The sequence below is a fragment of the Salmonella sp. HY31 genome, assembly GCF_042604575.1.
Taxonomy (GTDB): Bacteria; Pseudomonadota; Gammaproteobacteria; order Enterobacterales; family Enterobacteriaceae; genus Salmonella; species Salmonella diarizonae.
Genome location: NZ_CP170479.1, coordinates 4,016,653 through 4,043,459 on the forward strand (window position 1 = coordinate 4,016,653; position 26,807 = coordinate 4,043,459).

General features: G+C 51.1%; 22 protein-coding genes. 12 read left to right on the forward strand and 10 right to left on the reverse strand.

Features of this window, described 5'->3' with window-relative positions; all coding sequences use genetic code 11:
* Nucleotides 1-367 precede the first annotated feature (367 nt).
* From mutH to ACE15A_RS19140, 4 genes are all read left to right on the forward strand, one after another.
* The gene (mutH, locus tag ACE15A_RS19125) at nt 368-1,063 is read left to right on the forward strand and encodes a DNA mismatch repair endonuclease MutH (RefSeq protein WP_023249245.1); all 696 of its coding nucleotides are present in this window, start codon (nt 368-370) and stop codon (nt 1,061-1,063) included.
* A 181-nt stretch (nt 1,064-1,244) separates the two neighbouring features.
* A complete protein-coding gene (locus ACE15A_RS19130) occupies nt 1,245-1,958 on the forward strand; it encodes a TerC family protein (protein WP_000895633.1) in 714 nt (237 codons plus the stop codon).
* A gap of 169 nt (nt 1,959-2,127) precedes the next feature.
* Complete coding sequence (locus ACE15A_RS19135; RefSeq protein ID WP_000758662.1) at nt 2,128-2,346, forward strand: YgdI/YgdR family lipoprotein; 219 nt, start codon at nt 2,128-2,130, stop codon at nt 2,344-2,346.
* Between the two features lie 190 nt (nt 2,347-2,536).
* A complete protein-coding gene (locus ACE15A_RS19140; RefSeq protein ID WP_053510894.1) occupies nt 2,537-3,577 on the forward strand; it encodes an NADP(H)-dependent aldo-keto reductase in 1,041 nt (346 codons plus the stop codon).
* Nucleotides 3,578-3,659: 82 nt separating this feature from the next.
* Here the strand turns inward: ACE15A_RS19140 and lplT are convergent, their stop codons facing one another.
* Both lplT and aas read right to left on the reverse strand, forming a co-directional pair.
* Nucleotides 3,660-4,856 (reverse strand): lysophospholipid transporter LplT, encoded by a 1,197-nt coding sequence (lplT, locus tag ACE15A_RS19145; RefSeq protein ID WP_053510896.1) that lies wholly within the window; start codon nt 4,854-4,856, stop codon nt 3,660-3,662.
* Nucleotides 4,849-7,008 carry a bifunctional acyl-ACP--phospholipid O-acyltransferase/long-chain-fatty-acid--ACP ligase gene (aas, locus tag ACE15A_RS19150; RefSeq protein WP_053510898.1) on the reverse strand — a complete coding sequence of 720 codons (2,160 nt, stop codon included), beginning with the start codon at nt 7,006-7,008 and terminating at the stop codon, nt 4,849-4,851. Before aas ends, lplT begins: the two co-directional genes overlap by 8 nt.
* 592 nt (nt 7,009-7,600) lie before the next feature.
* Between aas and galR the strand changes: the two genes are divergently transcribed.
* Together galR and ACE15A_RS19160 are read left to right on the forward strand one after the other, a co-directional pair.
* The gene (gene galR / locus ACE15A_RS19155; protein ID WP_053510900.1) at nt 7,601-8,629 is read left to right on the forward strand and encodes an HTH-type transcriptional regulator GalR; all 1,029 of its coding nucleotides are present in this window, start codon (nt 7,601-7,603) and stop codon (nt 8,627-8,629) included.
* Between the two features lie 10 nt (nt 8,630-8,639).
* Complete coding sequence (locus tag ACE15A_RS19160) at nt 8,640-9,662, forward strand: LacI family DNA-binding transcriptional regulator (RefSeq protein ID WP_072158784.1); 1,023 nt, start codon at nt 8,640-8,642, stop codon at nt 9,660-9,662.
* Nucleotides 9,663-9,671: 9 nt separating this feature from the next.
* Here the strand turns inward: ACE15A_RS19160 and lysA are convergent, their stop codons facing one another.
* Entirely contained in the window at nt 9,672-10,934 is a 1,263-nt protein-coding gene (lysA, locus tag ACE15A_RS19165) for a diaminopimelate decarboxylase (RefSeq protein ID WP_053510907.1), read from the reverse strand.
* Nucleotides 10,935-11,051: 117 nt separating this feature from the next.
* Between lysA and ACE15A_RS19170 the strand changes: the two genes are divergently transcribed.
* Complete coding sequence (locus ACE15A_RS19170; protein ID WP_053510912.1) at nt 11,052-11,987, forward strand: LysR family transcriptional regulator; 936 nt, start codon at nt 11,052-11,054, stop codon at nt 11,985-11,987.
* Here ACE15A_RS19170 and ACE15A_RS19175 read toward each other — a convergent pair.
* The 6 genes from ACE15A_RS19175 to ACE15A_RS19200 all read right to left on the reverse strand — a co-directional run bounded on the left by ACE15A_RS19175 (nt 11,959) and on the right by ACE15A_RS19200 (nt 18,797).
* Complete coding sequence (locus ACE15A_RS19175) at nt 11,959-12,666, reverse strand: aspartate/glutamate racemase (RefSeq protein WP_023249237.1); 708 nt, start codon at nt 12,664-12,666, stop codon at nt 11,959-11,961. The genes ACE15A_RS19170 and ACE15A_RS19175 overlap by 29 nt on opposite strands.
* A gap of 111 nt (nt 12,667-12,777) precedes the next feature.
* A complete protein-coding gene (araE, locus tag ACE15A_RS19180) occupies nt 12,778-14,196 on the reverse strand; it encodes an arabinose-proton symporter AraE (RefSeq protein ID WP_023249236.1) in 1,419 nt (472 codons plus the stop codon).
* 353 nt (nt 14,197-14,549) lie between these two features.
* Nucleotides 14,550-15,311, reverse strand: coding sequence for a 2-dehydro-3-deoxy-D-gluconate 5-dehydrogenase KduD (kduD, locus tag ACE15A_RS19185; protein ID WP_023249235.1), 762 nt, complete (start codon nt 15,309-15,311; stop codon nt 14,550-14,552).
* 56 nt (nt 15,312-15,367) lie between these two features.
* Entirely contained in the window at nt 15,368-16,204 is an 837-nt protein-coding gene (kduI, locus tag ACE15A_RS19190; RefSeq protein WP_023249234.1) for a 5-dehydro-4-deoxy-D-glucuronate isomerase, read from the reverse strand.
* A gap of 428 nt (nt 16,205-16,632) precedes the next feature.
* Nucleotides 16,633-17,811 (reverse strand): acetyl-CoA C-acetyltransferase, encoded by a 1,179-nt coding sequence (locus ACE15A_RS19195; protein ID WP_053510914.1) that lies wholly within the window; start codon nt 17,809-17,811, stop codon nt 16,633-16,635.
* A gap of 122 nt (nt 17,812-17,933) precedes the next feature.
* Nucleotides 17,934-18,797: a LysR family transcriptional regulator gene (locus tag ACE15A_RS19200; protein WP_053510917.1), complete on the reverse strand. Its 864-nt coding sequence runs from the start codon at nt 18,795-18,797 to the stop codon at nt 17,934-17,936.
* Nucleotides 18,798-18,900: 103 nt separating this feature from the next.
* Between ACE15A_RS19200 and ACE15A_RS19205 the strand changes: the two genes are divergently transcribed.
* Entirely contained in the window at nt 18,901-19,356 is a 456-nt protein-coding gene (locus tag ACE15A_RS19205) for a multidrug/biocide efflux PACE transporter (RefSeq protein ID WP_023249231.1), read from the forward strand.
* 141 nt (nt 19,357-19,497) lie between these two features.
* Entirely contained in the window at nt 19,498-20,727 is a 1,230-nt protein-coding gene (locus ACE15A_RS19210; protein WP_053510919.1) for an amino acid permease, read from the forward strand.
* A 30-nt stretch (nt 20,728-20,757) separates the two neighbouring features.
* On the opposite strand, the gene rcnR is transcribed toward ACE15A_RS19210, so the two are convergent.
* Entirely contained in the window at nt 20,758-21,030 is a 273-nt protein-coding gene (gene rcnR, locus ACE15A_RS19215) for a Ni(II)/Co(II)-binding transcriptional repressor RcnR (protein WP_000019952.1), read from the reverse strand.
* A gap of 121 nt (nt 21,031-21,151) precedes the next feature.
* Between rcnR and ACE15A_RS19220 the strand changes: the two genes are divergently transcribed.
* From ACE15A_RS19220 to ACE15A_RS19230, 3 genes are all read left to right on the forward strand, one after another.
* Nucleotides 21,152-22,057 (forward strand): nickel/cobalt efflux protein RcnA, encoded by a 906-nt coding sequence (locus ACE15A_RS19220; protein ID WP_380911675.1) that lies wholly within the window; start codon nt 21,152-21,154, stop codon nt 22,055-22,057.
* A gap of 429 nt (nt 22,058-22,486) precedes the next feature.
* A complete protein-coding gene (locus ACE15A_RS19225) occupies nt 22,487-23,347 on the forward strand; it encodes a helix-turn-helix domain-containing protein (protein ID WP_053510922.1) in 861 nt (286 codons plus the stop codon).
* Between the two features lie 549 nt (nt 23,348-23,896).
* Complete coding sequence (locus tag ACE15A_RS19230; RefSeq protein WP_080153672.1) at nt 23,897-26,734, forward strand: autotransporter outer membrane beta-barrel domain-containing protein; 2,838 nt, start codon at nt 23,897-23,899, stop codon at nt 26,732-26,734.
* Nucleotides 26,735-26,807 lie beyond the last annotated feature (73 nt).

The window sequence follows — 26,807 nt, forward strand, 5'->3', positions numbered from 1 at the left end:
AGCGTCACACCTAAGATCCTTATGCTGATGAAAGATCAACCAGCGTCGGTTTTATCCACAGATTGTGCCAATAACTTACGCACTATTTGTCTGAATTTTCGATTTTCGTCGCACGTCAAGGCTGTAAATGGAAACAGTAGTGGTGGTTTTACACAGTTATCCCAACTTTCTGTGGATAACATAGTGTAAGATCCTGTTTATTGTCAGTGACCAGAATTGGAAAACCTGCTCCTGCGTTGCGCAACACGAAGAAACAACACAAAAAAAGCAATAAAAATCAGTCTATTGAATATAGGACACAGAAAAAGATAAACTCTGTTCACACGGTATAAAATCACTGCTCATTTTTTAACCTAAGGTAATTGCAATGTCCGCTCTTTGTCCGCTACTGACTCCGCCTGCTTCGGAAGCATTGCTGTTAGCCCAGGCGCGGCAGCTTTCCGGCTATACGTTAGGCGAGCTGGCAGCGATAGCTGGTATTACCACACCTAAAGATTTGAAGCGAGACAAAGGCTGGATCGGCGTTCTGCTGGAGATCTGGCTCGGCGCCAGCGCCGGAAGCAAGCCGGAGCAGGATTTCGCCGCGTTAGGCGTAGAACTGAAAACCATCCCTGTGGATAGCCTGGGTCGTCCTCTGGAAACAACCTTTGTTTGCGTGGCGCCGTTAACCGGTAACAGCGGCGTGACCTGGGAGACAAGCCACGTACGCCATAAACTGAAGCGCGTACTATGGGTCCCGGTCGAAGGCGAGCGTAACATACCGTTAGCCGAACGCCGCGTAGGTTCACCGCTACTCTGGAGTCCAAATGAAGAAGAAGACAGACAATTACGCCTCGACTGGGAAGAGCTGATGGACATGATAGTGCTGGGGCAGGTGGAACGCATTACCGCCCGCCATGGCGAAGTCTTGCAACTGCGGCCCAAAGCCGCCAATGCCAGGGCGCTCACCGAGGCTATCGGCGCGCGCGGGGAACCGATTTTGACGCTACCGCGTGGATTTTATCTGAAAAAAAATTTTACGCAGGCGCTGCTGGCTCGCCATTTTTTATTGCAGAATCCGTAACGCCCGCTACGCGCAAACGCGCCCCCGCTATGGCTACGCATCGGGCCGACGTCCGATAAGCGTAAACGCATTGTCGCCGCTATTTTACACCCTTCGCGGTTGCGCAAATTCAGCCCGGGCTTTCGCCCGCCGCACGACAGGCCTATAATTACCGCTTCTTTTTTTGGCAGGACTTTGTTCGATGTTATTTGCATGGATAACCGATCCCAATGCCTGGCTGGCGCTCGGTACGCTGACGCTGCTGGAGATTGTACTTGGGATCGACAACATTATTTTTCTTTCTCTGGTGGTAGCAAAACTTCCTACGGCGCAACGGAACCACGCGCGGCGGCTTGGGCTGGCGGCGGCGATGATAATGCGTCTGGCGTTGCTGGCATCAATCGCCTGGGTCACTCGCCTGACTAATCCTCTGTTTGAGCTTTTCGGCGAAGCGATTTCCGCCCGCGATCTCATTCTTTTACTGGGCGGGTTATTTTTAATCTGGAAAGCCAGCAAGGAGATTCATGAGTCCATCGAAGGCGAAGAAGAGGGGTTAAAAACCCGTGTTTCTTCTTTCCTGGGCGCAATAGTGCAGATTATGCTGCTGGATATTATTTTCAGTCTTGATTCAGTTATCACAGCGGTTGGCCTCTCCGACCATCTGTTTATTATGATGGCGGCGGTCGTTATTGCCGTGGGCGTCATGATGTTTGCGGCACGGCCCATCGGCGAGTTTGTCGATCGTCATCCGTCGGTAAAAATGCTGGCGCTCTCCTTTCTGATCCTGGTTGGCTTTACCCTGATTCTGGAAAGTTTCGACGTTCACGTTCCGAAAGGGTATATCTATTTCGCCATGTTCTTCTCTATCGCAGTAGAGAGCCTGAATCTGTTGCGCAGTAAAAAGAATCCGCTGTAATCCTGTCTCGCTCCCCCGCCGGGGAGCGAATACTCACTTTATTTCCTTTCTTCTCACAGATTAAGATTTTGCTGCTTCCGACATGCAGAGCTGCGCGTTATTACTAGACTATTATCAGACATATGATTAACAGACTATTATCAGATGCAGGTTACGTGAGGACAAACGGATGAAAAAATGGGCAGTTGTAATTTCCGCAGTAGGGTTGGCTTTTGCGGTATCCGGATGCAGCAGCGATTACGTGATGGCGACAAAAGATGGTCGTATGATCCTGACCGATGGAAAACCGCAAGTTGACGACGATACCGGTCTGGTCAGCTATACCGATGCACAGGGAAACGAGATGCAAATCAACCGTGACGAAGTGTCTCAAATCATCGAACGTTAAACGATAGCCTGTGATCGGGGTCAGCATTCTGTAGACCTTCAGGCTGCGTCCAGGAACGGTGCGTGGCGACCACTCCCGGTAACAATTACGCCGCGCAGCCTGCAATTTTACTTTCCCTTTTCCCTTCCCTCTGCCATTTTTATTGTCCTTTGTCGGGAATTTCTGACTTCATAATAAAAAGGAAACGGCTATGCACTATCACCGTATACCCCACAGCTCGCTCGAAGTAAGTACGCTAGGGCTGGGCACAATGACATTTGGTGAACAAAACAGCGAAGCCGACGCTCACGCACAGCTCGACTATGCCGTCGCAAATGGCATTAACCTTATCGACGCCGCCGAGATGTATCCGGTACCGCCGCGCCCGGAAACGCAAGGGCTGACGGAATCCTATATCGGTAACTGGCTCGCCAAACGCGGCAACCGTGAAAAACTGATCATCGCCAGCAAAGTCAGCGGACCGGCACGTCATAATGATCAAGGCATCCGACCTCATCAGGCGCTGGATCGAAAAAATATTCGCGAAGCGCTACACGACAGTTTGACCCGATTGCAGACCGACTATCTGGATTTGTATCAGGTGCACTGGCCGCAGCGACCCACTAACTGCTTCGGTAAACTCGGCTATAGCTGGACAGACTCCGCACCAGTAGTAAGTCTACTGGAGACGTTAGACGCGCTTAGTGAGTTTCAGCGAGCGGGTAAGATTCGTTATATTGGTGTTTCAAATGAGACAGCGTTTGGCGTTATGCGCTATCTGCATCTGGCGGAAAAACATGACCTGCCGCGTATTGTCACTATCCAGAACCCCTATAGCCTGTTAAACCGCAGCTACGAGGTCGGGCTGGCGGAAGTCAGCCAGTATGAAGGCGTTGAATTGCTCGCCTATTCCTGTCTGGCGTTTGGCACGTTAACCGGTAAATACCTGAACGGGGCCAAACCCGCAGACGCGCGGAATACCTTGTTCAGCCGCTTCACACGTTACAGCGGCGAACAGGCGCAAAAAGCCGTTGCCGCCTACGTCGACATCGCGAAGCGTCACAATCTTGATCCGGCGCAGATGGCGCTGGCCTTTGTTCGCCGCCAGCCGTTTGTCGCCAGTACGTTACTGGGCGCAACCACGATGGCGCAGCTCAAGACGAATGTGGAAAGTCTGCATCTGACGTTAAGCGAAGAGGTCCTGGCGGAGATTGAGGCGGCGCATCAGGTTTATACCTATCCGGCGCCGTGATGGTCAGTGCCCGGTGGCGCTACGCTTCCCGAACCTGCAAGCCGGATAAGGCGCACTCGCCACCCGGCATATTCATTCTGCATTATGCCTGCCGGCGCTGCCAGATCCACAGCGCCGCGATCGCCAGCGCGAACAGCACGCCAAAGCCGATACCTATCGCCACTGCCGGAACGCCAACCAGCACCGCCAGCGAGTACAACCCCAGCATTAATAGCATGGCGCTATTCTCGCCCAGATTTTGTACGGCAATGGCATTCCCGGCGCCAACGCTCTTCTTACCGCGCTCCTGTAGCAAGGCGTTGAGCGGCACTACAAAAAAGCCGCCCAGCATACCTATCAACAGCAACAAGGCATAAGCAGGCAACAATGCGTGCTGTAATGAGAAGATCGCGACCACAACACCAATCAAAATCCCGGCGGGCATACAGCGCGATACGGTCTCCAGCATCACCAGTTTTGCCGCCGCGCCCGCGCCGACCACAATCCCTACCGCCACCATGGCGTTCAGGTAAGTCGGCGTGGCGTTATCCATAATGCCCAGCGCCACCGGCACCCACAGTACCAGCAGAAAACGCAGCGTCACGCCTGCGCCCCAAAATAACCCGGTGCCCACCAGCGAAAAACGCGTTTCACCGTTACGCCAAAGGACAACGCAAGCGCAGAAAAAGCTACGCGTCATCGCCGCCAACCGCCAGGATTGTCCTGGACGCGCCGCCACAAGCTTCGGGATAAACAGGTTCGCCGCCACTGCGCCAGCGTAGGCCAACGCACAGGCGACCAGTGCGGCGATGACATGCCAGTCGGCCAATACGCCGCCAGCGACAGAACCGAGCAAAATCGCCGCAATAGTAGAGGCTTCCATCAGACCATTGGCTTTAACCAGCTTATCACCTGTCGTCAGTTCGCCCAGAATGCCGTATTTCGCTGGAGAATAAGCCGCCGCGCCAATCCCGACCAACGTATAACCGACAAAAGGATTCACGCCGAGGCAGATACCTGCCGCTCCCGCCAGTTTAAGGCCATTGGCGACCATCATCACCCGGCCTTTGGCAAAGCTGTCCGCGATCTGACCGACAAACGGCGCAAAAAGAATGTAAGCGCCCACAAACACCATTTGCAGAACAGGCTGGCTCCAGTCCGGATAAAACTGGGCTTTCAGCAGCGCCAGCGTCGCAAACAGCAGCGCATTATCGCCAAAAGCCGAGAGAAACTGCGCGACAATCACCGACAGCATCCCTTTCGACCAGATGGAGGTGTTAGTGCGTACTGACTCACTCATGATGTTGTTCCGGCGCATCCACCCAGCTTTTCAGCGTGACAAAATCGGGTTTTCCGCTGCCAAGTAAGGGAAGCTGTTTCAGATAACGGATATCGCGCGGGACGGCAAGTTCCGGAATACCGTGTTCACGGGCATAGTGCTGTAACTTTTCGCGGGTGAGTTCGCTGTCCGTCGTAAACAGTACCAGCGCTTCACCTTTGCTGGCATCGCTTTTAATGGCTGTAGCATGCATTTTGTCCGCCGAGACGCCAAGCGCCAGTTGCTCGACCATCTCCAGCGAGACCATTTCGCCAGCAATTTTCGCGAAGCGTTTCGCGCGCCCCTGAATCTGCACAAAACCATTTTCATCGAAGCGTACAATGTCGCCCGTATCGTACCAGCCGCGCTCGGTTTCGCCCAGGGCGTTTTCCGCCGACGGCACCTCCAGCACGCCCGGTTTTTCCACGCGCAGATAGCCATTCATGATATTCGGCCCTTTAAGCTGTAACCGACCGCCGTTTTCAATACCAGGTACCGCCAGCAGACGAGCGTCCATTCCAGGCAGAATACGGCCAACAGTGCCAGGCTTAGCCGCCATCGGCACGTTAATCGATACCACTGGCGCGCATTCCGTTACCCCGTAGCCCTCAAGAATGCGCAGGCCGAATTTATCCTGCCACAGTTGTTTGGTGCTCTCCTGAAGTTTTTCCGCGCCGGCCACCACATAGCGCAGGCGATAAAAATCATATGGATTGGCAAAGCGCGCATAGTTGCCGAGGAAGGTCGATGTGCCAAACAGCACGGTACAGTTACGGTCATAGACCAGTTCCGGCACAATGCGGTAGTGCAGCGGACTTGGATAAAGAAACACTTCCGCGCCGGTCAATAGCGGTGTAAACAAACCCACCGTCAAACCGAACGAGTGAAAGAGCGGCAGCGCCGACATAAAACGGTCATTGGCGGTAAAATCCGCAATCGTTTTTATCTGCTCGACGTTCGCCAGAATGCTTTTATGACTGTGTACCACCCCTTTCGGGTGCCCTTCCGAGCCGGAGGTAAAAAGAATGATCGCTGCGTCTTCCGGCTGCTGTTTTACCTGCGCCAGTCGCGGCGCCAGAAGGTGGGCAAAAATCCACAGCTTATCGGCGGGTGTGACGTCCGCTTTTAAATCTTCCAGGTAAATCCAGCGAACCTGCGTTAGCTGTTCCGGCAGATGCCACAATTTACCTTTATCGAGGAACTGGCGGGAGGTAAAAATCGTTTTAATTTCCGCAGCGGTAATCGCGCTGGTCAGCCCTTTTACCCCCGCCGTGTAGTTCATCATAGCCGGAATGCGGCGACGAGAAACCGCGCCGAAAATAACCGCCGCGCTGATGGCAGCATTCGGCAGCATTAAACCGATTTTCTCGCCCTCAACGCTGTACTTTTCCAGAATCCGGCCGACAAAAAGCGTCCTGGTCAGTAATTTACGATACGTATCCGGCGTAAAGTTAATGTCCTCAATACAGTTTTTACCCGCGCCGTAACGATATTGCGCCGCCAGCAACGATTCGTATAACGTCTCGCGCGGGCGCACCGCCATACGCGCTTCCATCATGATCTGATGCAGCATCTCACCCGCTATCTTACGCCTGTCGCGCGCGCGCGGCGCTTCCGGCATCGGTATTTGCGTCGGCGGTAAAATATGAAGCTGAATGCGGGGGAATAAGCGCCGTCTAACCAGGCCTTTCAAGCGACTGAAAGGCGTAAGCTCCGCGCCGTCAATACGGAGCGGAACGACGGTTGCGCCCGATTTTGCCGCCACAAAGCCTGCGCCGTCATAAATTTTCATCAGCGAGCCGGTTACGGAAATCCGTCCTTCCGGGAAAATCACCACTGGACGCCCCTGCTCCACCAGACGGACCAGGTGTTTAATGGACATGGGTTTGGTTGGATCGAGCGGCACAAAATCGATCAGCGGCGTTAACCAGCGCATATACCATTGCTGGCTGATGGAGGTATATACCGCAAAGACAGGCCGTACCGGCAAAAACAGCGCCAGCAGCATACCATCGATAAATGAAACGTGATTGGGGGTAATTAAGACCCGGTTCCCCTGTAGCGCCCGGACATCGCCAGTGATGCGCACGCGATAAAGCACGCGAAACAGGTTACGAAAAAATCCAAACAGCATTTCAACTCCCTTTGGCCGACAATTCGCTAAAACATGAATTGTGGCAGATTACACGAGATGCGTAACAGGAGCGATAGCAAAATAAGTGCGAAAAAAAACCTGCGCATCCGCGCAGGTTGGTGCAAAAGACAGGTACGAAGAGCGTACCGAATAATCTCACCAATCAATACCTCTGGGATCTTGATTGTGGTCTTCGCTCGTCTGTATCGCCAGTCCGAAAACGCAAAGGAATAAACGGAAATGCAACGAGTTGTGTAAATTATCCGTTACTGTTACACGTTCAGGCGAAACAAAAAAAAACCTGCGCATCTCTACGCAGGTTGGTGTAATTCGTGTGATCAACAATAACGTTGATTCCACCTATCAATACCTCTGGGATCACTACTCTATCAACCTGACTCGCTGGCCTGCCAGTAGACAATCGCAACATCGCTTCGCAAACTGTAACGAAAGATTTGTATTGTCACTTTACAGACGCATTTCGCCCGTACAGGTCACATTTGCCCGACACCGCGGGGCAAGAGGCTTGAACAGACGTTCATTTTCCGTAAAACTGGCGTAATGTAAGCGTTTACCCACTATAGGTATTATCATGGCGACCATAAAAGATGTAGCCCGACTGGCCGGTGTTTCAGTCGCCACCGTTTCTCGCGTTATTAACGATTCGCCAAAAGCCAGCGAAGCATCCCGGCTGGCGGTGACCAGCGCAATGGAGTCCCTTAGTTATCACCCTAACGCCAACGCGCGCGCGCTGGCACAGCAGGCAACGGAAACCCTCGGTCTGGTGGTCGGCGACGTTTCCGATCCTTTTTTCGGCGCGATGGTGAAAGCCGTTGAACAAGTGGCGTATCACACCGGCAATTTTTTACTGATTGGCAACGGGTATCACAACGAACAAAAAGAGCATCAGGCTATTGAACAGTTGATTCGTCACCGTTGCGCAGCGTTAGTGGTTCACGCCAAAATGATCCCGGATGCGGACCTGGCCTCATTAATGAAGCAAATCCCCGGCATGGTGCTAATAAACCGCATTTTACCGGAGTTCGAACACCGCTGTGTCGCGCTGGATGACCGTTACGGGGCATGGCTGGCGACCCGACATCTGATCCAGCAAGGTCATACGCGTATTGGGTATATCTGTTCCAATCACACCATCTCCGATGCCGAAGATCGCCTGAAGGGCTATTACGATGCGTTGGCGGAAAGCCATATTCCGGCTAACGATCGGCTGGTGACGTTCGGCGAACCGGATGAAAGCGGCGGCGAGCAGGCGATGACTGAGTTATTAGGTCGCGGCAGAAATTTTACCGCGGTGGCCTGCTATAACGACTCGATGGCGGCTGGCGCGATGGGAGTATTAAATGATAATGGCGTGAGGGTGCCGGGCGAAGTATCGCTCATCGGTTTTGATGACGTTCTGGTCTCACGCTATGTGCGTCCCCGGCTGACCACAATTCGGTATCCGATCGTCACCATGGCGACACAGGCGGCGGAACTGGCGTTAGCGCTGGCAGGGAAATGTCCTACGCCGGAAGTGACTCATGTGTTTAGTCCGACACTAGTACGCCGACATTCGGTATCCACGCCAACGGATACCGGGCACCTGTCGACAACCGATTAATCAGGGTAGCATGATGGCGACAATGCTGGATGTTTCCCGCCATGCGGGCGTATCAAAAGCCACCGTCTCACGAGTGCTGAATGGGACCGGGCAGGTAAAAGAAAGTACGCGCCAGAAAGTGTTTACGGCGATGCAGGCGCTGGACTATCGCACCAACCTGCTGGCGCGCTCGCTGGCGAATCGCACCAGCAACAGCATCGGTCTGGTCGTCTCTACGTTTGACGGCTTCTATTTTGGCAGTTTGTTGCGCCGGGCGTCGCGCCAGGCGGAGTCTCATAACAAGCAGTTGATCGTCACCGATGGTCACGATACGCCGGAACGGGAGCAGGAAGCCGTACAAATGTTGGCCGACAGACAGTGCGACGCTATTATTCTTTACACCCGCTATATGGATGAGCCGGCGATTTTGTCGTTGATTGACGCCACGGAAATGCCGCTGGTGATTATTAATCGCAACGTCATTCAGGCCCGCGACCGCGCTATTTTCTTTGAGCAGGAGGCGGCTGCATTCCAGGCGGTGGAATATCTGATTGCGCAGGGCCATCGCGATATCGCCTGTATTACGGTGCCTGTTCATACCCCCACCGGCACATCACGCGTAGCGGGTTATCGCAAGGCGCTGGAAAAATATGGCATTCCCTGGCAGTCGGCAAAAGTGAAATATGGCGATTACACGCTGACGCGCGGCTATGACGCCTGCCGGGAATTACTGGAGGAAGGCGTCACGTTTAGCGCGCTATTTGCCTGTAATGATGACACGGCGCTGGGCGCAGCAAAAGCGCTGCGCCATGCCGGATTACGCATCCCGCAGGATGTGTCGCTGTTTGGCTTTGACGATGCGCCGGGCGCAACCTGGCTTGAGCCGGGGCTTTCGACGGTCTATTTACCCATCGAGGATATGATCGCCACCGCGATCGATCAGGCCGTCCGCCTGGCGAACAGCGAGCCGGTCGCCCCGATCCCGCCCTTTACCGGCACGCTGATTCTGCGCGAGTCCGTCGCCGCCGGCCCGTTTTTTCAACGCCCGGCCTAATGAAGCTCTTCAGAGCATCTCCAGCGCTAACAGCTCTTCAATGGTCTGACGACGGCGGATCAGCCGCGCCTGACCGTTATCAAACAGCACTTCCGGCAGGAGCGGGCGGCTGTTGTAATTCGATGACATAGACGCGCCGTACGCGCCGGTATCGTGCAATACGAGGTAATCGCCGGGGATGACCGCAGGTAAGGGGCGCGTTTCGACCATTCCCCCTTCCTGCTGGGTAAAAACATCGCCTGATTCGCATAACGGCCCGGCTACCACCGTCTCGACCCACGGGCCGTTTTCAAGCGCGCGACCATCCGCCGCCAGAGCCGAAATACGGTGATAGCTACCGTACATCGCCGGGCGCATCAGATCGTTAAAACCAGCATCTACCAGGACGAAATGGCGGCTTCCCATCTGTTTTACGCTACGCACCTGCGTCAACAGCACACCCGATTGCGCCACCAGAAAACGTCCGGGTTCGATCTCAAGTTTGACCGCATGTCCCAGATGACGGGCGATTTGCTCGCGCGCCGCGTTCCACAGACCATAGTAATGGCGCGTATCAACGGACTCTTCTCCCTCGCGATAAGGTATCGAGAGGCCGCCGCCTGCCGAAATCGCGTCCAAATCCTGACCACATTCCAGCACCTGGCGTACCATCGCGCCACAAACCTGTTCCAGATGGCCATAATCGACGCCGGAACCAATGTGCATATGGATACCGACAAGTTTCAGTCGGTATTTCTGCATTACCGCCAGCGCCGCCGGAAGATCGCTATGCCAGATGCCGTGTTTGCTGTTTTCGCCCCCGGTGTTGGTTTTCTGGCTGTGGCCATGACCAAAGCCAGGGTTCACGCGTAGCCAGACGCGATGCCCCGGGGAAATCTGACCAAGCTGCGCCAGCATATCTACCGAGCCAGCATTGACCGGAATATGCAGTTCGCTCACGCGCGCCAGCGTGGCGGCGTCAATCACATCGGCGGTAAAAACGATATCCTCAGGACGCGTTTGCGGATCGTAGCCCGCCGCCAGGGCACGTTCGATCTCCCCCAATGAAACAGAATCCACCTTTACGCCCTGCGCGCGCATTAAACGCAGGATATGAATGTTCGAACAGGCTTTTTGCGCAAAGCGCACGACGTCAAACTGCTGTAGGGCAGCTATCTGACGGCGAATAATGTGCGCATCATATACCCAGACCGGACAGCCGAATTCGGCAGGCAATCTGAGCAAATTTTCAGCGTTAAGGTCGGTTTCTGCGTAATAATGCGGCAATGACATAACAAACTCCGGAACAGGCTTTTTAACGATTACGCCATACCTTAAAAGGAATAAAAAATATCGTTTTATCGTCAGTCTATGCAAAAATGATATGGGATAAATTATTCGGGGAAACGTATGGCTGCCGTTAATTTACGTCACATTGAAATTTTTCACGCCGTAATGACCGCCGGAAATCTCACCGAAGCGGCGCGGCTGCTGCATACCTCACAGCCTACCGTCAGTCGCGAACTGGCGCGTTTTGAGAAAGTGCTGGGATTAACGCTGTTTGAGCGCACGCGCGGACGCTTACATCCGACGGTACAAGGGCTACGCCTGTTCGAAGAGGTACAACGCTCCTGGTATGGATTGGATCGCATCGTCAGCGCGGCGGAAAGCCTGCGCGAATTCCGCCAGGGCGAGCTCTCTATCGCCTGCCTGCCGGTCTTTTCACAATCCTTTTTGCCGCCGCTGCTACCACCTTTTCTGGCGCGTTATCCGGATGTCAGCCTGAATATTGTGCCGCAGGAGTCGCCGTTGCTGGAAGAGTGGCTCTCCGCCCAGCGCCACGACTTAGGGCTGACGGAGACGCTTCATGCCCCGGCAGGAACAACCCGCACCGAGTTACTGACGCTGAATGAAGTATGCGTACTGCCCTGCGACCATCCGCTTGCCGCCAAAACCGTACTCATGCCGGACGATTTTCAGGGGGAAAACTTTATCAGCCTCTCCCGTCTGGACAGTTATCGACAGTTGTTGGATACGTTATTTGCCGAACATCAGGTGAAGCGCAGAATGGTGGTGGAAACGCATAGCGCGGCCTCCGTCTGCGCGATGGTGCGCGCCGGAGCGGGCATTTCGATCGTTAACCCGCTGACCGCGCTGGACTATGCCGCCAGCGGCGTCACCGTCCGCCGCTTTAGCATTGATGTGCCCTTTACCGTCAGTCTGATTCGCCCGCTACACCGCCCCGCCTCCGCGCTGGTTGACGCCTTCAGTAAGCATTTACAAACGCATCTTTCGCGCCTGGTCGAACCGCTGGAGGTTATTCTGGGGCCGATGACGAAAGCATAAAGGTCACGGCATCTGCGGCATGAATTGCCGTGGTATCGAAAACCGGTAGCGCGCTTTGCGCCTGGGGAACAAGCAGACCTATTTCAGTGCAGCCAAAAATAACGCCCTGCGCGCCTTGCGCCGCCAGTTGTTCGATAACCTGTAAATAATAGTGGCGCGACGCGTCAGTGAATTTCCCCTGACAGAGCTCGTCAAAAATCACCTGATTGATTCGCGCCCGATCGTCCGCCTCCGGCACCATGGTCTCAATCGCAAATTGCTGTTCCAGCCGCCCGCGATAAAAATCCTGCTCCATCGTATAGCGAGTCCCTAATAGCGCCACTCGACGCAACCCCTGACGGACAATGGCTCGCCCGGTAGCATCCGCGATGTGTAAGAAAGGCAGAGCACAACGAGATTCAATAATGTGCGCGATTTTATGCATGGTATTAGTACATAACACAATGCCTTCTGCCCCCGCCTGTTGTAACCCCTGCGCGGCCTGCGCCAGAATATCGCCCGCTTTATCCCATTCACCGCGGCGTTGACATATTTCAATATCGTGAAAATCTACGCTATGCAGCAGTAAGCTCGCCGAGTGCAGGCCTCCCAACTGCTGTTTAATACCTTCATTGATTAGACGGTAATAAGGAATAGTCGATTCCCAGCTCATACCACCCAACAGCCCGATCGTTTTCACTGCGCTCTCCTTTTTTAAAGCATTATGGCAGTGAAGCAAACTTACACATCCGTTTCCAGTCTGTTTTTCATCATGCCGGATAACAGGCGTCATCCGGCATGGGAGGGGTGATTACACGCCAATATTTTTTAGCTTCTCGCCCGCCATCAGCTTGCGTTCGATGTGCTCCAGGGTGACATTTTTGGTTTCCGGGATCAGCCAGAAAGTGATGCCGATAAAAGCGATATTCAGCGAGGTGTAGAGCCAGAACGTACCTGCCGCGCCAATGCTGTCCAACAGGGTCAGGAATGTCGCGCCGATGATCATGTTCGATACCCAGTTTGTCGTGGTTGAACAGGTAATGCCAAAGTCACGACATTTCAGCGGCTGAATTTCCGAACACAGTATCCACACTACCGGAGCGGCGCTCATCGCGTAACCGGCGATACACATCATCGTCATCCCAACGGAAAGCCAGGAGAGACCGCTTGATGCCGTACCGTTATCAAACTGCATCAGGCAGTAGCCCAACACCAATGTCCCTAACGCCATTACGCTGAAACCGATTTTTAACGCCGGTTTACGTCCGGCTTTATCTACCGTAAAGACGGCGATAAAAGTCGCGAACATAAAGGTCAGTCCAACCACCAGCGTGGCGATCATTTGCTGTTCCGTGGTGGTAAAGCCAGCCATTTTAAAAATGCGCGGCGCATAGTACATAATGATGTTCATGCCGGTGAACTGCTGCATTGCCTGTAGCAGCATACCAAGGAACACGGCGCGGCGAACATTGCGGTTAGCTTTAAATAATGCCCACCCACCCTGCTTGAGTTTGAGGCTTTCCCGAATCTCATTCAGTTCATCACGGGCTTTTTCCGAGGTATCACGCAGCATACGCAGCACCTCTTCCGCTTCGATATGGCGACCTTTTTGCGCCAGCCAGCGCGGACTATTCGGCAGGAATACCACCAGAATAATGAGCAACACCGCAGGCAGCGCCAGCACGCCCAACATCGCGCGCCAGTTGCCGCTGTAGCTGAATGCCGTATCGGATAAAAAAGCCAGCACAATGCCTAACGTCACCATCAGTTGATACATACTGATCATTTTGCCGCGAACATTTTCACTTGCCATTTCAGAGAGATAAAGCGGCGCGGTATAGGACGCAATCCCTACCGCTACGCCCAGTATCACGCGGGCGCCAATCAATACTTCTACGCTGGAAGCAAACGCCGATCCCAGCGAGCCGAGCACAAACAAAATCGCGCCGGCCATCAGGCTATACTTACGCCCAAGCCGGAATGAAAGCCAGCCGTTAAATAATGCGCCAATTGCCGCGCCAAGCATCATACTGCTGACGACCCATTCCTGCAGTCGGCTGGTCAGCACAAAATGGTCGGTAATAAAAGGCAGCGCCCCGGCGATAACGCCGATATCCAGACCAAATAACAGTCCCGCGACCGCCGCAGAAACCGAAACAAACCTATTCATACGTCGTGTGTCGCGAAGCGAACGCGGCGTTAAAGCAGAGTCATGATTAATAGAGACCATATTTTCCTGCCACAACAGAGTAAGACATAGCCTGAAATTACGGGATACTCTTCCTCAAGTGTCAGGCTGGAAACGGCATAAATATGGATTAAATGGCTACGCTATAGCGATATGTGATGGATATTACACTTTTAAAACTTAACGCCATTTTAAGATATTTTTTTAACCCACTAATATTTCAATGAATTAAAGCATTGGTCATGGCTATTATTTAACGACATATGGATTAAGTTAAATCCACAATATGGACTATGTTAATGAGATTATAAAAAACCCTGCGCGAGGACAGGGTCTTGTCAGTTTTTTTCGGTCAAAGAGTCAATTTTCCCAGAAACTCATTTGCCGTTAGCGATTTAACGCGCCAGCCAACCGCCATCTACCGCTACGGTATAGCCGTTAATATAATCAGCGGCGCTGGATGCCAGGAAAACTACAGGGCCCATTAAATCGCCCGGAAGTCCCCAACGTCCAGCCGGAATACGGTCGAGAATTTCGGCGCTACGTTGTTCATCAGCGCGTAATTGCTGGGTATTATTGGTAGCCATATAGCCCGGCGCGATAGCATTCACATTGATATTGTGTTTCGCCCACTCGTTCGCCATCAGGCGCGTTATTCCCATTACGCCGCTTTTCGACGCGGTATAAGACGGAACGCGAATACCGCCCTGGAAGGAGAGCATAGAGGCGATATTAATAATTTTGCCGCCGTTGCCCTGGGCAATAAAATGTTTTGCCGCCGCCTGAGACATAAAGAACACGCTCTTGATATTCAGGTTCATGACGTCATCCCAGTCTTTTTCCGTGAAATCAATCGCATCTTCACGACGGATCAAGCCCGCGTTATTCACCAGAATATCAATATGACCGTATTCCGCTACCGCCCGTTCCAGGAGCGCCGGAATACCATCGATTTGACGCAGATCGGCCGTCAGGCTTAAAAAACGACGTCCCAGAGCGGTAACGCGCGCAATGGTTTCCGTCGGTTCAACGATATTAATACCGACGATGTCACAGCCCGCTTCCGCCAGTCCTAAAGCCATACCCTGACCCAGCCCGGTATCGCAACCTGTAACAACCGCAACTTTACCTTCAAGAGAGAATGCATTCAAAATCATTGTTAATCCTTACTTTTGTCATGCCTGTCACGGACAGGCGTTATCACCGGTCGCGACTAGCGCAGATCTTTTACCGCAACGTGATCCATGTCATCGAAGACCTGGTTTTCCCCCACCATGCCCCAAATAAACGTATAGGCTTTGGTGCCAACGCCGGAATGTATTGACCAGCTTGGAGAAATAACCGCCTGTTCATTACGCATCACAATATGACGAGTTTCCTGAGGTTGCCCCATCATATGGAAGACGCAACTGTCTTCTTCCATGTTGAAATAGAGGTAAACCTCCATACGGCGTTCATGGGTATGACATGGCATGGTGTTCCATAGATTGCCGGGCGCCAGTTCGGTGAGTCCCATACTGAGCTGACAGGTTTCCAGTACATCCGGAACGAAGTATTTATTGATAGTGCGACGGTTACTGGTGAGGTTATCGCCTAAGGTGACAGGTGCAACGTCGGCAGGCGTCACTTTTTTCGTCGGATAAGCGGTATGCGCTGGCGCGCAGTTGTAATAAAACTTCGCCGGTCTGCTCGCCTCATTGCTGACGAAAACCAGCTCTTTCGCCCCTTTGCCAATATACAGAGCATCGCGATGACCAATGTCATGGCGCTGCCCGTCAACGATAATGACGCCCGCGCCGCCAATATTAATGACGCCCAGTTCGCGGCGGTCCAGTAATCGGGAGACGCCAAGCTGTTTACCCACTTCCCCGCCGATTTCGACGGTATGACTGACGGGCATAATGCCGCCGACAATAATGCGGTCGATATGGCTGTAGACCATCGTATATTCATCAGCGACAAAAATGTTTTCTATCAAAAACTCGCGTCGCAGCGCCTGAGTGTCCAGCGTTTTAGCGTGCTCGCTATGGATACTTTGCCTTACGTCCACCTTCCCCTCCATTAATAAATCGATCGCGACGACATAAAATCAAAACATCGTTTTGATTTATTTAACGGCATCATAGTCGCCTGGATAAAGGTTTTCAACAATAAATAAAACATCGTTTCATTTTTACAGTTGGTTATTTTTGAAACTGCCGTAGCGATCACGATCGGCGCTAAAACTTACGCCCTTCTCTGATTTTCAGACCTGCGCGCCAGACGCGGTATGAGGTGACTCAGATAAAAATTAGCGCTTGTTTGAGAAATGGGTCTGATGTGCGAAATGAACTAAAGGTGATACGTGTCTGTAACGTCCGCGGCAAGACGTTCTGCGCTACAACGAAATAGGCGTTTCTGTAACTGGCTTTGCCCTCTTGATGGAGGGCTTTTTTATGACAGGAGTACTGAAAAAGGAAAAGGATGGCTGACGCAGGATCAGTCGCGTTCAATAGTCAAAGCGACCCCCTGACCACCGCCTATACAAAGCGTCGCCAGGCCTTTTCGCGCGTCGCGTTTAACCATTTCATGCACCAGTGAAACCAGAATTCGACAACCGGAAGCGCCAATAGGATGCCCCAGCGCAATCGCGCCTCCGTTAACGTTTACCCGTCGCTCATCCCATTCCAGCATTTTTCCTACCGACAGCGCCTGAGCGGCAAACGCTTCGTTGGCTTCGATAAGATCGACCTCCGCCAGTTGCCAGCCGGCACGCTCCAGACAGCGTCGGGTAGCATATACCGGCGCAATCCCCATTAGCGCAGGATCGACGCCGACGCTGGCAAACGCGCGGATGCGCGCCAGCACCGGCAGCCCCAGCGCCAGGGCTTTCGTCTCGCTCATCATCATCACCGCAGCGGCACCATCGTTGATTGAGGAGGCATTACCCGCCGTCACCGAACCCAGGCTATCAAACGCCGGATGCAGCAGGGCTAACCCTTCCGCGCTGGCATCGGCCCGCGGTTGTTCATCCGTATCGACAATCATAGCCTGCCCGTTACGTTGCGTGACGATGGGGACAATCTCATCTTTAAAACGTCCGGTATTAATCGCGGCCCTGGCCTTTTGCTGCGAGCTGAGCGCATAAGCATCCTGTAATTCACGGCTGATGCCATATTCCCGCGCCAGGTTTTCTGCCGTCACGCCAATGTGATAATCGTTGAAGGCATCCCATAAACCATCATGTACCAGACTATCCACCAGATTGTCGGCATCAGGCAGCGCGCCAGTACGGCTGTCATTGAGGACATGCGGCGCACGGCTCATATTCTCCTGCCCGCCCGCGATAACAATGTCCGCTTCGCCGCACTGAATAGCCTGCGTCGCCAGGTGCAACGCTTTTAAACCGGAACCACAAACGTCATTAATGGTAATAGCGGAAACGGTAGTAGGCAGTCCTCCTTTGATGGCTGACTGGCGTGCCGGATTCTGCCCGGCGCCAGCCGTCAGCACCTGACCGAGGATGACCTCATCGATAGCATTAGCGTCCACGCCGGTGCGCTCAATTAACGCTTTTACGACCATGCTCCCCAACTCGACGGCGGAATGACGGGCCAGCGTTCCCTGAAAACAGCCGATGGGTGTCCGTAAGGCCCCCACGATCACAACCTCTTTCATTACCACCTCAGCGCAAAATGACACCGCCATAGTAGAGCATTGTTAAAATTAGTTATCTTGATTGTTTAAAAAAGGTGAGTTTTATCACAAAGGAAATGACGCTAATTTGACGGTGGCGTAGCTTATTTCTGCTGCAGATGATAGCGAAGCCAGTTCCCCGCCGTTCCGGGCGGCGTCTTCTTGTTCCATAGCAAATCAATAGCAATCGCCCTCGGCCAGCCAGGAACATCCAGTTGCGTCAGCGGTTTTTCCGCCGCAAACTCCTCCACCAGCGCACAGGGCAACACACACCAGCCAAATCCCTGAGCCGCCATGCTCAACAGTAATAAATAGTTTGGCGCTGACCAGGCCGGGCCGCGCGTAATGTTGGTGTTAGATTCAAGGTAGGTATTCAGACGCAGCTCGCGCCAGGTATGCAGTTGCTCCCATTGTAGGTTCGTCTGTAATGCCAACGGATGGGTGGTCGCCACATAAACCCCCATCCAGCTTTGAACAGGCAGACGCGTCGCGCCAATGTCTGTGGGATAGTCATCACGCGCTTCAATCAGTCCTATCTGGGCGCGCCCTTTTTGCAACAGGTCGATGACATCATCATTTTCTCCGATCAAGCATTCAAAGCCGGTATGCGGGAATTGACGATCAAACTGCGCCATTAACTCTTCCAGGCTGTCTGGATGCAGGGTATCAGAGAGAACGAACGTGAGTCTCGCCTCCGTCTCGCCGGATAACGCCAACGCCACCTCATCCAGACGGTCGCTCGCCGATAAAATAGCCTGAACATAGCTAAGTACCCGTTTTCCTTCTTCGGTCAGAACGGGCTGGCGCGATGAACGATTAAATAATGAAAATCCCAGATCCGCCTCCAGATGCGCAATGGCGGTACTAATGGTGGACTGGCTTTTACGCAAGCGGCGCGCCGCCGCAGAAAACGAACCGCAAGAGACGGTCTCAACAAATGCCATTAATGCTTCAGGGGAATAACGCATAACCTATCTACTTTATCGATGGATGTTATCTTTTATGTATCATATTAAACGATAAAATAGCTGAAATTTTTTTAGTCTGGTGAAGAGTAAGGTTTTTTCGTTTATGCAACATGACGCAATACAACGTCGCTCGCTGCCGGAGCGTATTTTCCATGCTGTCTGTTTTGAAGGTATCGCGACTGCGATACTGGCGCCTGCTACCGCCTGGCTAATGCAGCGCTCGGTACTGGAGATGGGCGGCCTGACGATATTGCTGGCAACGACGGCCATGATCTGGAATATCATTTATAACGTTCTGTTTGATCGGCTGTGGCCGACGCACCGGGTGAGACGAACCGCCAAAGTCCGCGCGTTCCATGCGTTAGGGTTTGAAAGCGGGTTTATCGTCATCGGCGTGAGTATCGTCGCCTGGGTACTGAACGTCAGCCTGCTACAGGCATTCACTCTGGAAATTAGTTTCTTCTTGTTCTTTTTGCCGTACACGATGCTGTACAACTGGGCATATGATGTTTTACGCCAGCGAATAGTGACTCGCCGCCAACAACACGTTAGTGCATGATATTGCTCTTTTTTGCCGGGATCGCAACGGTTCCGGCGCCCTTACTCCGCGACATCTACCTGCTTAAAACGCCCCCAACTGACGCTATTTATGGTAAATTACGCTTCTTTTTGTGTGTTTTATAGTTGATAAATTCAAATAATGTCTAAAATTTGGTCAAAAGATGAGACTCTCTGGAGTTTTGCATTATACGGAACGGCTGTAGGCGCAGGCACCCTTTTCCTTCCCATCCAGTTGGGATCAGCAGGCGCAATCGTGCTATTTATTACCGCGCTGGTCGCCTGGCCTCTAACATACTGGCCACATAAGGCGCTGTGTCAGTTTATTCTTTCTTCAAAGACTTCTGCAGGTGAGGGAATTACTGGTGCCGTTACTCATTATTACGGCAAGAAAATCGGCAGTATTATCACCGCGCTTTATTTCATTGCGTTTTTTGTCGTGGTATTAATTTATGCTGTGGCTATTACCAACTCCCTGACAGAGCAATTAGCGAAGCATATTCAGATAGATATTCGCATCCGGATGTTAGTTAGCTTCGGCGTAGTACTTATCCTGAATATGATTTTTTTAATGGGAAGACATGTCACTATTCGCGTAATGGGCTTTTTGGTCTTTCCGCTTATCGCTTACTTCTTGTTTCTTTCGCTATACTTAACCGGAAGCTGGCAACCCTCGTTACTGACCGGGCAAATGTCTTTTGATAGTCACACGCTGCACCAGGTATGGATTTCTATTCCGGTGATGGTTTTTGCTTTTAGCCATACGCCCATTATTTCGACGTTTGCCATCGACAGACGGGAAAATTTTGGCGAGCAGGCCATGGGTAAATGCAAAAAGATCATGAAGGTCGCCTACCTGATTATCTGCCTGAGCGTGCTGTTCTTTGTCTTTAGCTGCCTGCTCTCCATTCCGCCATCATACATTGAAGACGCTCGCAACGAAGGTGTTACCATCCTTTCCGCGCTCTCGATGATGCCCAATGCGCCGGCCTGGCTCTCTATTTCCGGTATTATCGTTGCCGTCGTGGCCATGTCGAAATCTTTCCTCGGCACCTATTTCGGCGTCATTGAGGGCGCAACCGAAATGGTAAGAACCACCTTACAGCAGGTCGGCGTGAAAAAAAGCCGGGCGTTCAATCGCGCACTGTCTATCATGCTGGTTTCCGGGATTACGTTTATTATTTGCTGTATTAACCCGAACGCCATTTCAATGATTTATGCCATTAGCGGCCCGCTCATTGCGATGATCCTATTTATTATGCCCACATTGTCAACGTACCTGATACCGGCATTAAAACCCTATCGTTCAGTAGGTAATTTCATTACGTTGGTAGTCGGTTTACTTTGCGTATCGGTGATGTTTTTCGGCTAAAGGAGAAGATAGTCGGGATATGACTCCCGGCTATTTTATATAAGAATCCAGCACCTTTAATATTACGTCCAGATCTTCTTCACGTCTGGCTTCATCCCCCTGATGAACGATATGCTCGGTCAGATGCCCTTTAATCACCTCGCGCATTAACCCATTTACCGCACCGCGAATCGCCGCGATCTGCTGTAAAACAGCCGCGCATTCATGCGGTTCATCCAGCATTTTTTTTAGCGCTATCACCTGCCCCTGAATCTTGCTGGTTCTGGCTTTAAGCTTTTGTTTGTCCCGGATGGTATGTGACATTACTACACCTTATTAACATTAATAAATACAAATTATAGCATTACGATGCTACTGGGGGGTAGTATTACATACTGGGGGGGAGTAGAATAACGCTCACATAAAACAACTAAGAATCATTCTCATGGGTGAATTTTCAACACTTCTTCAGCAAGGAAACGGCTGGTTCTTCATTCCCAGCGCCATTTTATTAGGCATTTTGCATGGGCTTGAACCCGGGCATTCCAAAACCATGATGGCGGCCTTTATCATTGCCATAAAAGGCACGGTTAAACAGGCAGTTATGCTCGGCCTGGCGGCAACGCTTTCTCACACAGGGATCGTCTGGTTAATCGCGCTGGGTGGGATGTATCTTAGCCGGGCCTTCACCGCTGAATCAGTGGAACCATGGCTGCAGTTGATTTCCGCGATCATTATTCTGAGCACCGCGTGCTGGATGTTCTGGCGGACATGGCGAGGCGAGCAGCAGTGGCTGGCGGGAAATCACCATGACCACGACCACGACCACGACCACGACCACGACCACGACCACGACCACGACCACGACCACGACCACGACCACGACCACGACCACGACCACGACCACGACCACGACCACGACCACGACCATCATGGTCACATACATCCGGAAGGCGCAACGTCAAAAGCGTATCAGGATGCCCATGAACGCGCCCATGCTGCCGATATTCAACGCCGTTTTCATGGTCAAAAAGTGACAAATGGACAGATCCTGCTGTTCGGCCTGACCGGAGGGCTTATCCCCTGTCCGGCTGCGATCACTGTTTTACTGATTTGTATCCAGCTTAACGCGTTTACGCTGGGCGCCACGATGGTGCTGTGCTTTAGTCTTGGCCTGGCATTAACGCTGGTGACGGTAGGCGTTGGCGCGGCGATAAGCGTTCAACAGGCAGCAAAGCGCTGGAGTGGTTTTACGACGCTCGCCCGGCGGGCCCCCTATTTTTCGAGCGTTCTGATTGGTCTGGTCGGTCTGTATATGGGGTTTCATGGCTATACCGGGATTATGCAGTAAATACGTAACGCTTCTGCTCAGGTCGTATCATTATTCTGGCGTCTTTTCGCGTCGCTCCTGCGGATTGCTGTTTACCTTCGATCTTGCCGGGTCATTTTCCCGGACATGCAGATAGCATCAGTTTACGTATTTGGGATTAACCCGTGTGTTGCATCGTCGATGTTAACGGGGGCGGGAAAAAGCGAAAGAAAGATCGATACCCATTTTTATCAACCTAAAAAGGAGCTCCCCCCGCTGGGTTTTCAGTCGCTGGGGCGGTATCGTTTCTGACCTTTCAACTTCATCATACTGCCCCTATAACCCGAGCAGTAAGAATTTGCGTGTTAATGCGTGTGTTTCTACAGTCAGAGCAACCTGTCTCCGGCTTTTTGCACAAAATGAGCATACTGTATAAGATTTTTCCGCTAATATGGCAGGCGTCAACGGGAGATGAGCTATGAAAAAAAAATAGTGCAGCATTTTGTAAGATGGATTGAGGATCACATTGAAGAGGATAAAACAATTGATGATTTAGTTAATTATACCGGATACAGTCGCAGCGCGGTCCAACTAATGTTTAAAAAGGAATTTGGTTTACCGGTCGGGACTTATATGCGGCAGAGAAAAATGTGCCGGGCGGCAACACTTCTACGCTTGACAAAACTCAGCGTTATTGAAATTGCCCACCGAGTTCATTTTGGCGGCGCACAAAACTTTGGCAGGGCATTTAAGCGTACATTTAATATGACCCCGACAGAGTACAGAAATTTACCCTCATGGGATTTATCTTTACTCGTATCAGCTATTAATTTTGATAACTGCTGGCACGTTGATAGCTGTATAATCGAGCGTTCCGGAATATATGTTAGTGGCGACGAATGTTTCTATCAGCAAAAAATTTTGCGTACTCCAACATTAGAATCAAAAAGAAATAGACTAAAGAAAATACGGTATTATTCCGAATTATATAAAACTGACATTGTTATTGCGTCAAATTTTTTACCACCGAGAAATCGATATTCAGCTATTCGTGATGTTATTGATATTACTATGTTATCGGGTGTCGAAGTAGAGAAAAAATCTGCAAAACATGATACTTTCTACATAGAAGGCGGACGTTATATTAAATTTGTATTTAATGGCAAGTGGAGCGATTATTCAAAATTTAGCCACTATATTTATATGAATATTTTACCAAAAACAAAACTACACCGACGGAGTGGCGCAGATATAGAACTCTTTCATTATACAATCAATTTCTATGATGATGATCCAGAGTTTATATGTGATTATTTTATCCCAGTAGATTAACTAGCAGTTCAAGTCTATGTTAGAGAAAACTTTAGCTCAGGGAATATATAATTAAACCTTTTGTCATCATGTGAGTAGTCTTCATCATAAAAATGACAACTAAAAAAATAAACCTTAACAATAATAATGTAATTACATGATATGTGAGCGACCTGCTATCTGAAATGGTCGCGACCGTTTCGAAGAAACACGGTGTAAGACTACAGATGCGTTCTCTGCTGCACCCTATAACGAAACTAATGGAATAATCAATGAATACAAACGGCTTCAGTTTCGAAGGATTTACTAGCTTTACCGGTATGCTGACGGTTTGGTTTATGACCTGGTATATGACTAACGGGTTACAAAACTATTACTCATCGTATTTTTCATCATTTATTATTTCATAGCGCTTAATGATTCAGGATAATTTTATGCAAAATAGTTTTTTCTGGTATGGTTAATACGCTTTGTAAATTTCACTCTAAAAACATAACCATATGAATTTATCAGCATAGAGGAGATGTTTTGATACACATAGTAATTTAGAGTTTACCTCCATTTCGTATTATGCCAGGTATAACCTTTATTATTACTGATTTTCGTACATTAGTAATATTTTTTAGCAAGACATTCGTCATAAATAAGGCTTTAGAACTTGTGAAATTAAATTTTTTTGGTTTTATCTCCAGTGCTCTGTATTACCACACAGCAGTATTTGCCGCGGATTACAATCACAACATCATAGACTATCATCAAATATTGACCAACGGCGACTCTGTTACAGACACTACGGTTGTGTCATCCGGTCGGCTTACTCTCGATAATGGTGCCAGAAGTAATGGTATAAATATTGAGTCTGGTGGTATTATGGAGGTAAATAAAAACGCGACAGATGAGTCATCCATTATCCATACAGGTGGAATTCAGTATGTCGATGGTTTTGCATTAAATACAACCATTTCCGGCGAGCAAAAAATATCAGGATTGGTAGAAGGCACTCTTATTAAAGGTGGATATCAGTCTGTTTATGGTTCAGGGCAGGCAATAAATACAACATTAAGTAATAGTGGAGTTCAATATGTATCCGGCATTGCTAAAAATACGATAATCGAGTCCGGACAGCAATATATTCAGTCTGGAGGCAAAGCCAGTGATACCACTATTAACAATGGAGGTATTCAGAATGTGGAGGGCGGTTCTGTCACGGACTCGATCATTAATGATGGGGGTACCCAGAATGTGACTGGCGGTTCTGTCACAAACACGATCATTAATGATGGGGGCACCCAGAATGTGACTGGCGGTTCTGTCACAAACACGATTATTAATGATGGGGGCACCCAGAATGTGACTGGCGGTTCTGTCACGGACACAACCATCAATCACTACGGGGAGCTATACGCACATGGCGGATCTGTATCGAATACCGTCATTAATGGCGGACGCCTTGATGCTGCGAACTTATCAACCGTTATTAAAAACACCGTTGTGAATAATGGTGGGCATTTCGAAGTATTAAATGGAAATATCACTGATACCACTATTAATAACGGTTCTCAGAATATACGCGGGAACACCTTAGTTTCCGGTACCGTCATTAATAATGGTGGGCGCCTGACCGTATTTGATAATTCTGTAGCCACTGATACCACTGTTACTCACGGAGGAGCCATGTATGTATATAGCGGAACGGTAAATAATGTGGACGTATCAGGTCAGGATGCCGGGCTCTACCTTGAACCTGCAAGGAACAACATGAAGCCTGTTATTACAGGAGACATCACCATTTCGGACAAAGGACGGATTGTTTTAAGTTACGGCGCGGACTCATCCGGCGCAGATATGACGGTGAGTAATGATGCCAGCCTGCAGTTAAACAATGCTGGCGCGTGTACCACAAACTGTCTGTACACTCTGAACAGCCTGGCCCTGTCAGGAGGCAGTGTTGCGCTTTATAACACCCCTCCGGGTGCCTCCACAGGCTGGAATACACTGAATTTATCCAGTCTGTCCGGTAATGGCGATTTTTATATGCACACAGAGGTGGCCAGTGGTAAAGGAGATCTTTTGAACATAACCGGAAATGCGACAGGTTCGTTTCGGTTGTTTGTTCAGGACTCCGGAGTCAGTCCGACTTCAGATGACAGCCTGTTGCTGGTCAAAACAGGAGGAGGTGATGCTGTTTTCACCCTCGGAAATAAAGGAGGGCTCGTTGAACTGGGCACATGGGAATACAGACTGAAAGAAAATAATAGCGGAAGCTGGTTACTCAGCCCGGATCTGAGACCAGCCCCACAGCCAGACCCGGTGCCGCAGCCAGACCCGGTGCCGCAGCCTGACCCGGTGCCGCAACCTGACCCGGCGCCACAGCCAGACCCCGCGCCGCAGCCTGACCCGGCGCCACAGCCAGACCCCGCGCCGCAGCCTGACCCGGCGCCACAGCCAGACCCGCTGCCGCAGCCAGAATTACCGGCTGAGAATATAAAACGGCGTATTTCGGCATCAACTGCAGCGGTTTTAAATATGGCAGCAGTACAGCCGCTGGTATTTGATGCTGAACTGGAAAGTGTACGGGAGCGTTTGCAAGCCAGAAAAATGGCCGGGCGTGACGACCCATTATGGATGACGCAGTACAATACCCGGAATAACGTCTCCACCTCTGCGGGAGCCGAGTTTAAACAAACGCTTGGAGGTCTGATCATGGGCATTGATCGCCTTTCACAGTATGAAAAGAGTTCGGGTACGCTGGGGGCATTTTTCAGCTATTCACACTCGAATATTGGCTTTTCGCGCGGTGGCGAAGGTTACGTGGACAGCTATTCCTTCGGCGCTTACGCTGGATTACAGCACGAAAGCGGTTTTTATCTGGATAGCATCGCGAAGGCCAATCTTTTCGACAATAACGTTAAGGGGCGAATGAATAACGGAGGCGCTGCGGATGGTGATTATCGTACCTGGGGCATTGGGGCTCACCTGGAAAGCGGGATACGATTAAGCAACAATAACTGGAGTGCGACACCATATATGGCATTTACCGGTTTTACGGGCAGCGCCCGGAAATATGCCCTTTCTAATGGTATGCAGGCTGACGTGGATACTACGCGTATGCTAAGAGCAGAGGCTGGCCTGGGTATGGATTATCGCCTGATACTGAGCAATGGGGGTGAACTACAGCCATGGCTGAAAATTTCTGCACGACAGGAGTTGGCTAATAATAATCAGGTGACTATCAATAACAGGGACCGTTTTAATAATGATCTGTCCGGCATGAGAGGTGTATTTCAGACTGGGGTACATGCCAAAATTACGGATAATCTGACAGGGCATCTGAGCGCCGGTTACGGGGATGGGGCCGGAGTACAATCCCCCTGGCGGACGACGGTAGGCATGTCATGGTCGTTCTGAGATGCTACACGGGGCGGCATGCTGCCCGTCCCGCCGCATAATACGGGCCCCCACCAGACACGTTACCTCGAAT

Excerpts from the sequence above, each read along its gene's own strand:
- mutH (WP_023249245.1), top strand. The coding sequence starts at position 368 with ATGTCCGCTCTTTGTCCGCTACTGACTCCGCCTGCTTCGGAAGCATTG.
- ACE15A_RS19130 (WP_000895633.1), top strand. The coding sequence starts at position 1,245 with ATGTTATTTGCATGGATAACCGATCCCAATGCCTGGCTGGCGCTCGGT.
- ACE15A_RS19135 (WP_000758662.1), top strand. The coding sequence starts at position 2,128 with ATGAAAAAATGGGCAGTTGTAATTTCCGCAGTAGGGTTGGCTTTTGCG.
- ACE15A_RS19140 (WP_053510894.1), top strand. The coding sequence starts at position 2,537 with ATGCACTATCACCGTATACCCCACAGCTCGCTCGAAGTAAGTACGCTA.
- lplT (WP_053510896.1), bottom strand. The coding sequence starts at position 4,856 with ATGAGTGAGTCAGTACGCACTAACACCTCCATCTGGTCGAAAGGGATG.
- aas (WP_053510898.1), bottom strand. The coding sequence starts at position 7,008 with ATGCTGTTTGGATTTTTTCGTAACCTGTTTCGCGTGCTTTATCGCGTG.
- galR (WP_053510900.1), top strand. The coding sequence starts at position 7,601 with ATGGCGACCATAAAAGATGTAGCCCGACTGGCCGGTGTTTCAGTCGCC.
- ACE15A_RS19160 (WP_072158784.1), top strand. The coding sequence starts at position 8,640 with ATGATGGCGACAATGCTGGATGTTTCCCGCCATGCGGGCGTATCAAAA.
- lysA (WP_053510907.1), bottom strand. The coding sequence starts at position 10,934 with ATGTCATTGCCGCATTATTACGCAGAAACCGACCTTAACGCTGAAAAT.
- ACE15A_RS19170 (WP_053510912.1), top strand. The coding sequence starts at position 11,052 with ATGGCTGCCGTTAATTTACGTCACATTGAAATTTTTCACGCCGTAATG.
- araE (WP_023249236.1), bottom strand. The coding sequence starts at position 14,196 with ATGGTCTCTATTAATCATGACTCTGCTTTAACGCCGCGTTCGCTTCGC.
- kduD (WP_023249235.1), bottom strand. The coding sequence starts at position 15,311 with ATGATTTTGAATGCATTCTCTCTTGAAGGTAAAGTTGCGGTTGTTACA.
- ACE15A_RS19195 (WP_053510914.1), bottom strand. The coding sequence starts at position 17,811 with ATGAAAGAGGTTGTGATCGTGGGGGCCTTACGGACACCCATCGGCTGT.
- ACE15A_RS19200 (WP_053510917.1), bottom strand. The coding sequence starts at position 18,797 with ATGCGTTATTCCCCTGAAGCATTAATGGCATTTGTTGAGACCGTCTCT.
- ACE15A_RS19205 (WP_023249231.1), top strand. The coding sequence starts at position 18,901 with ATGCAACATGACGCAATACAACGTCGCTCGCTGCCGGAGCGTATTTTC.
- ACE15A_RS19210 (WP_053510919.1), top strand. The coding sequence starts at position 19,498 with ATGTCTAAAATTTGGTCAAAAGATGAGACTCTCTGGAGTTTTGCATTA.
- rcnR (WP_000019952.1), bottom strand. The coding sequence starts at position 21,030 with ATGTCACATACCATCCGGGACAAACAAAAGCTTAAAGCCAGAACCAGC.
- ACE15A_RS19220 (WP_380911675.1), top strand. The coding sequence starts at position 21,152 with ATGGGTGAATTTTCAACACTTCTTCAGCAAGGAAACGGCTGGTTCTTC.
- ACE15A_RS19225 (WP_053510922.1), top strand. The coding sequence starts at position 22,487 with ATGAGCTATGAAAAAAAAATAGTGCAGCATTTTGTAAGATGGATTGAG.
- ACE15A_RS19230 (WP_080153672.1), top strand. The coding sequence starts at position 23,897 with ATGCCAGGTATAACCTTTATTATTACTGATTTTCGTACATTAGTAATA.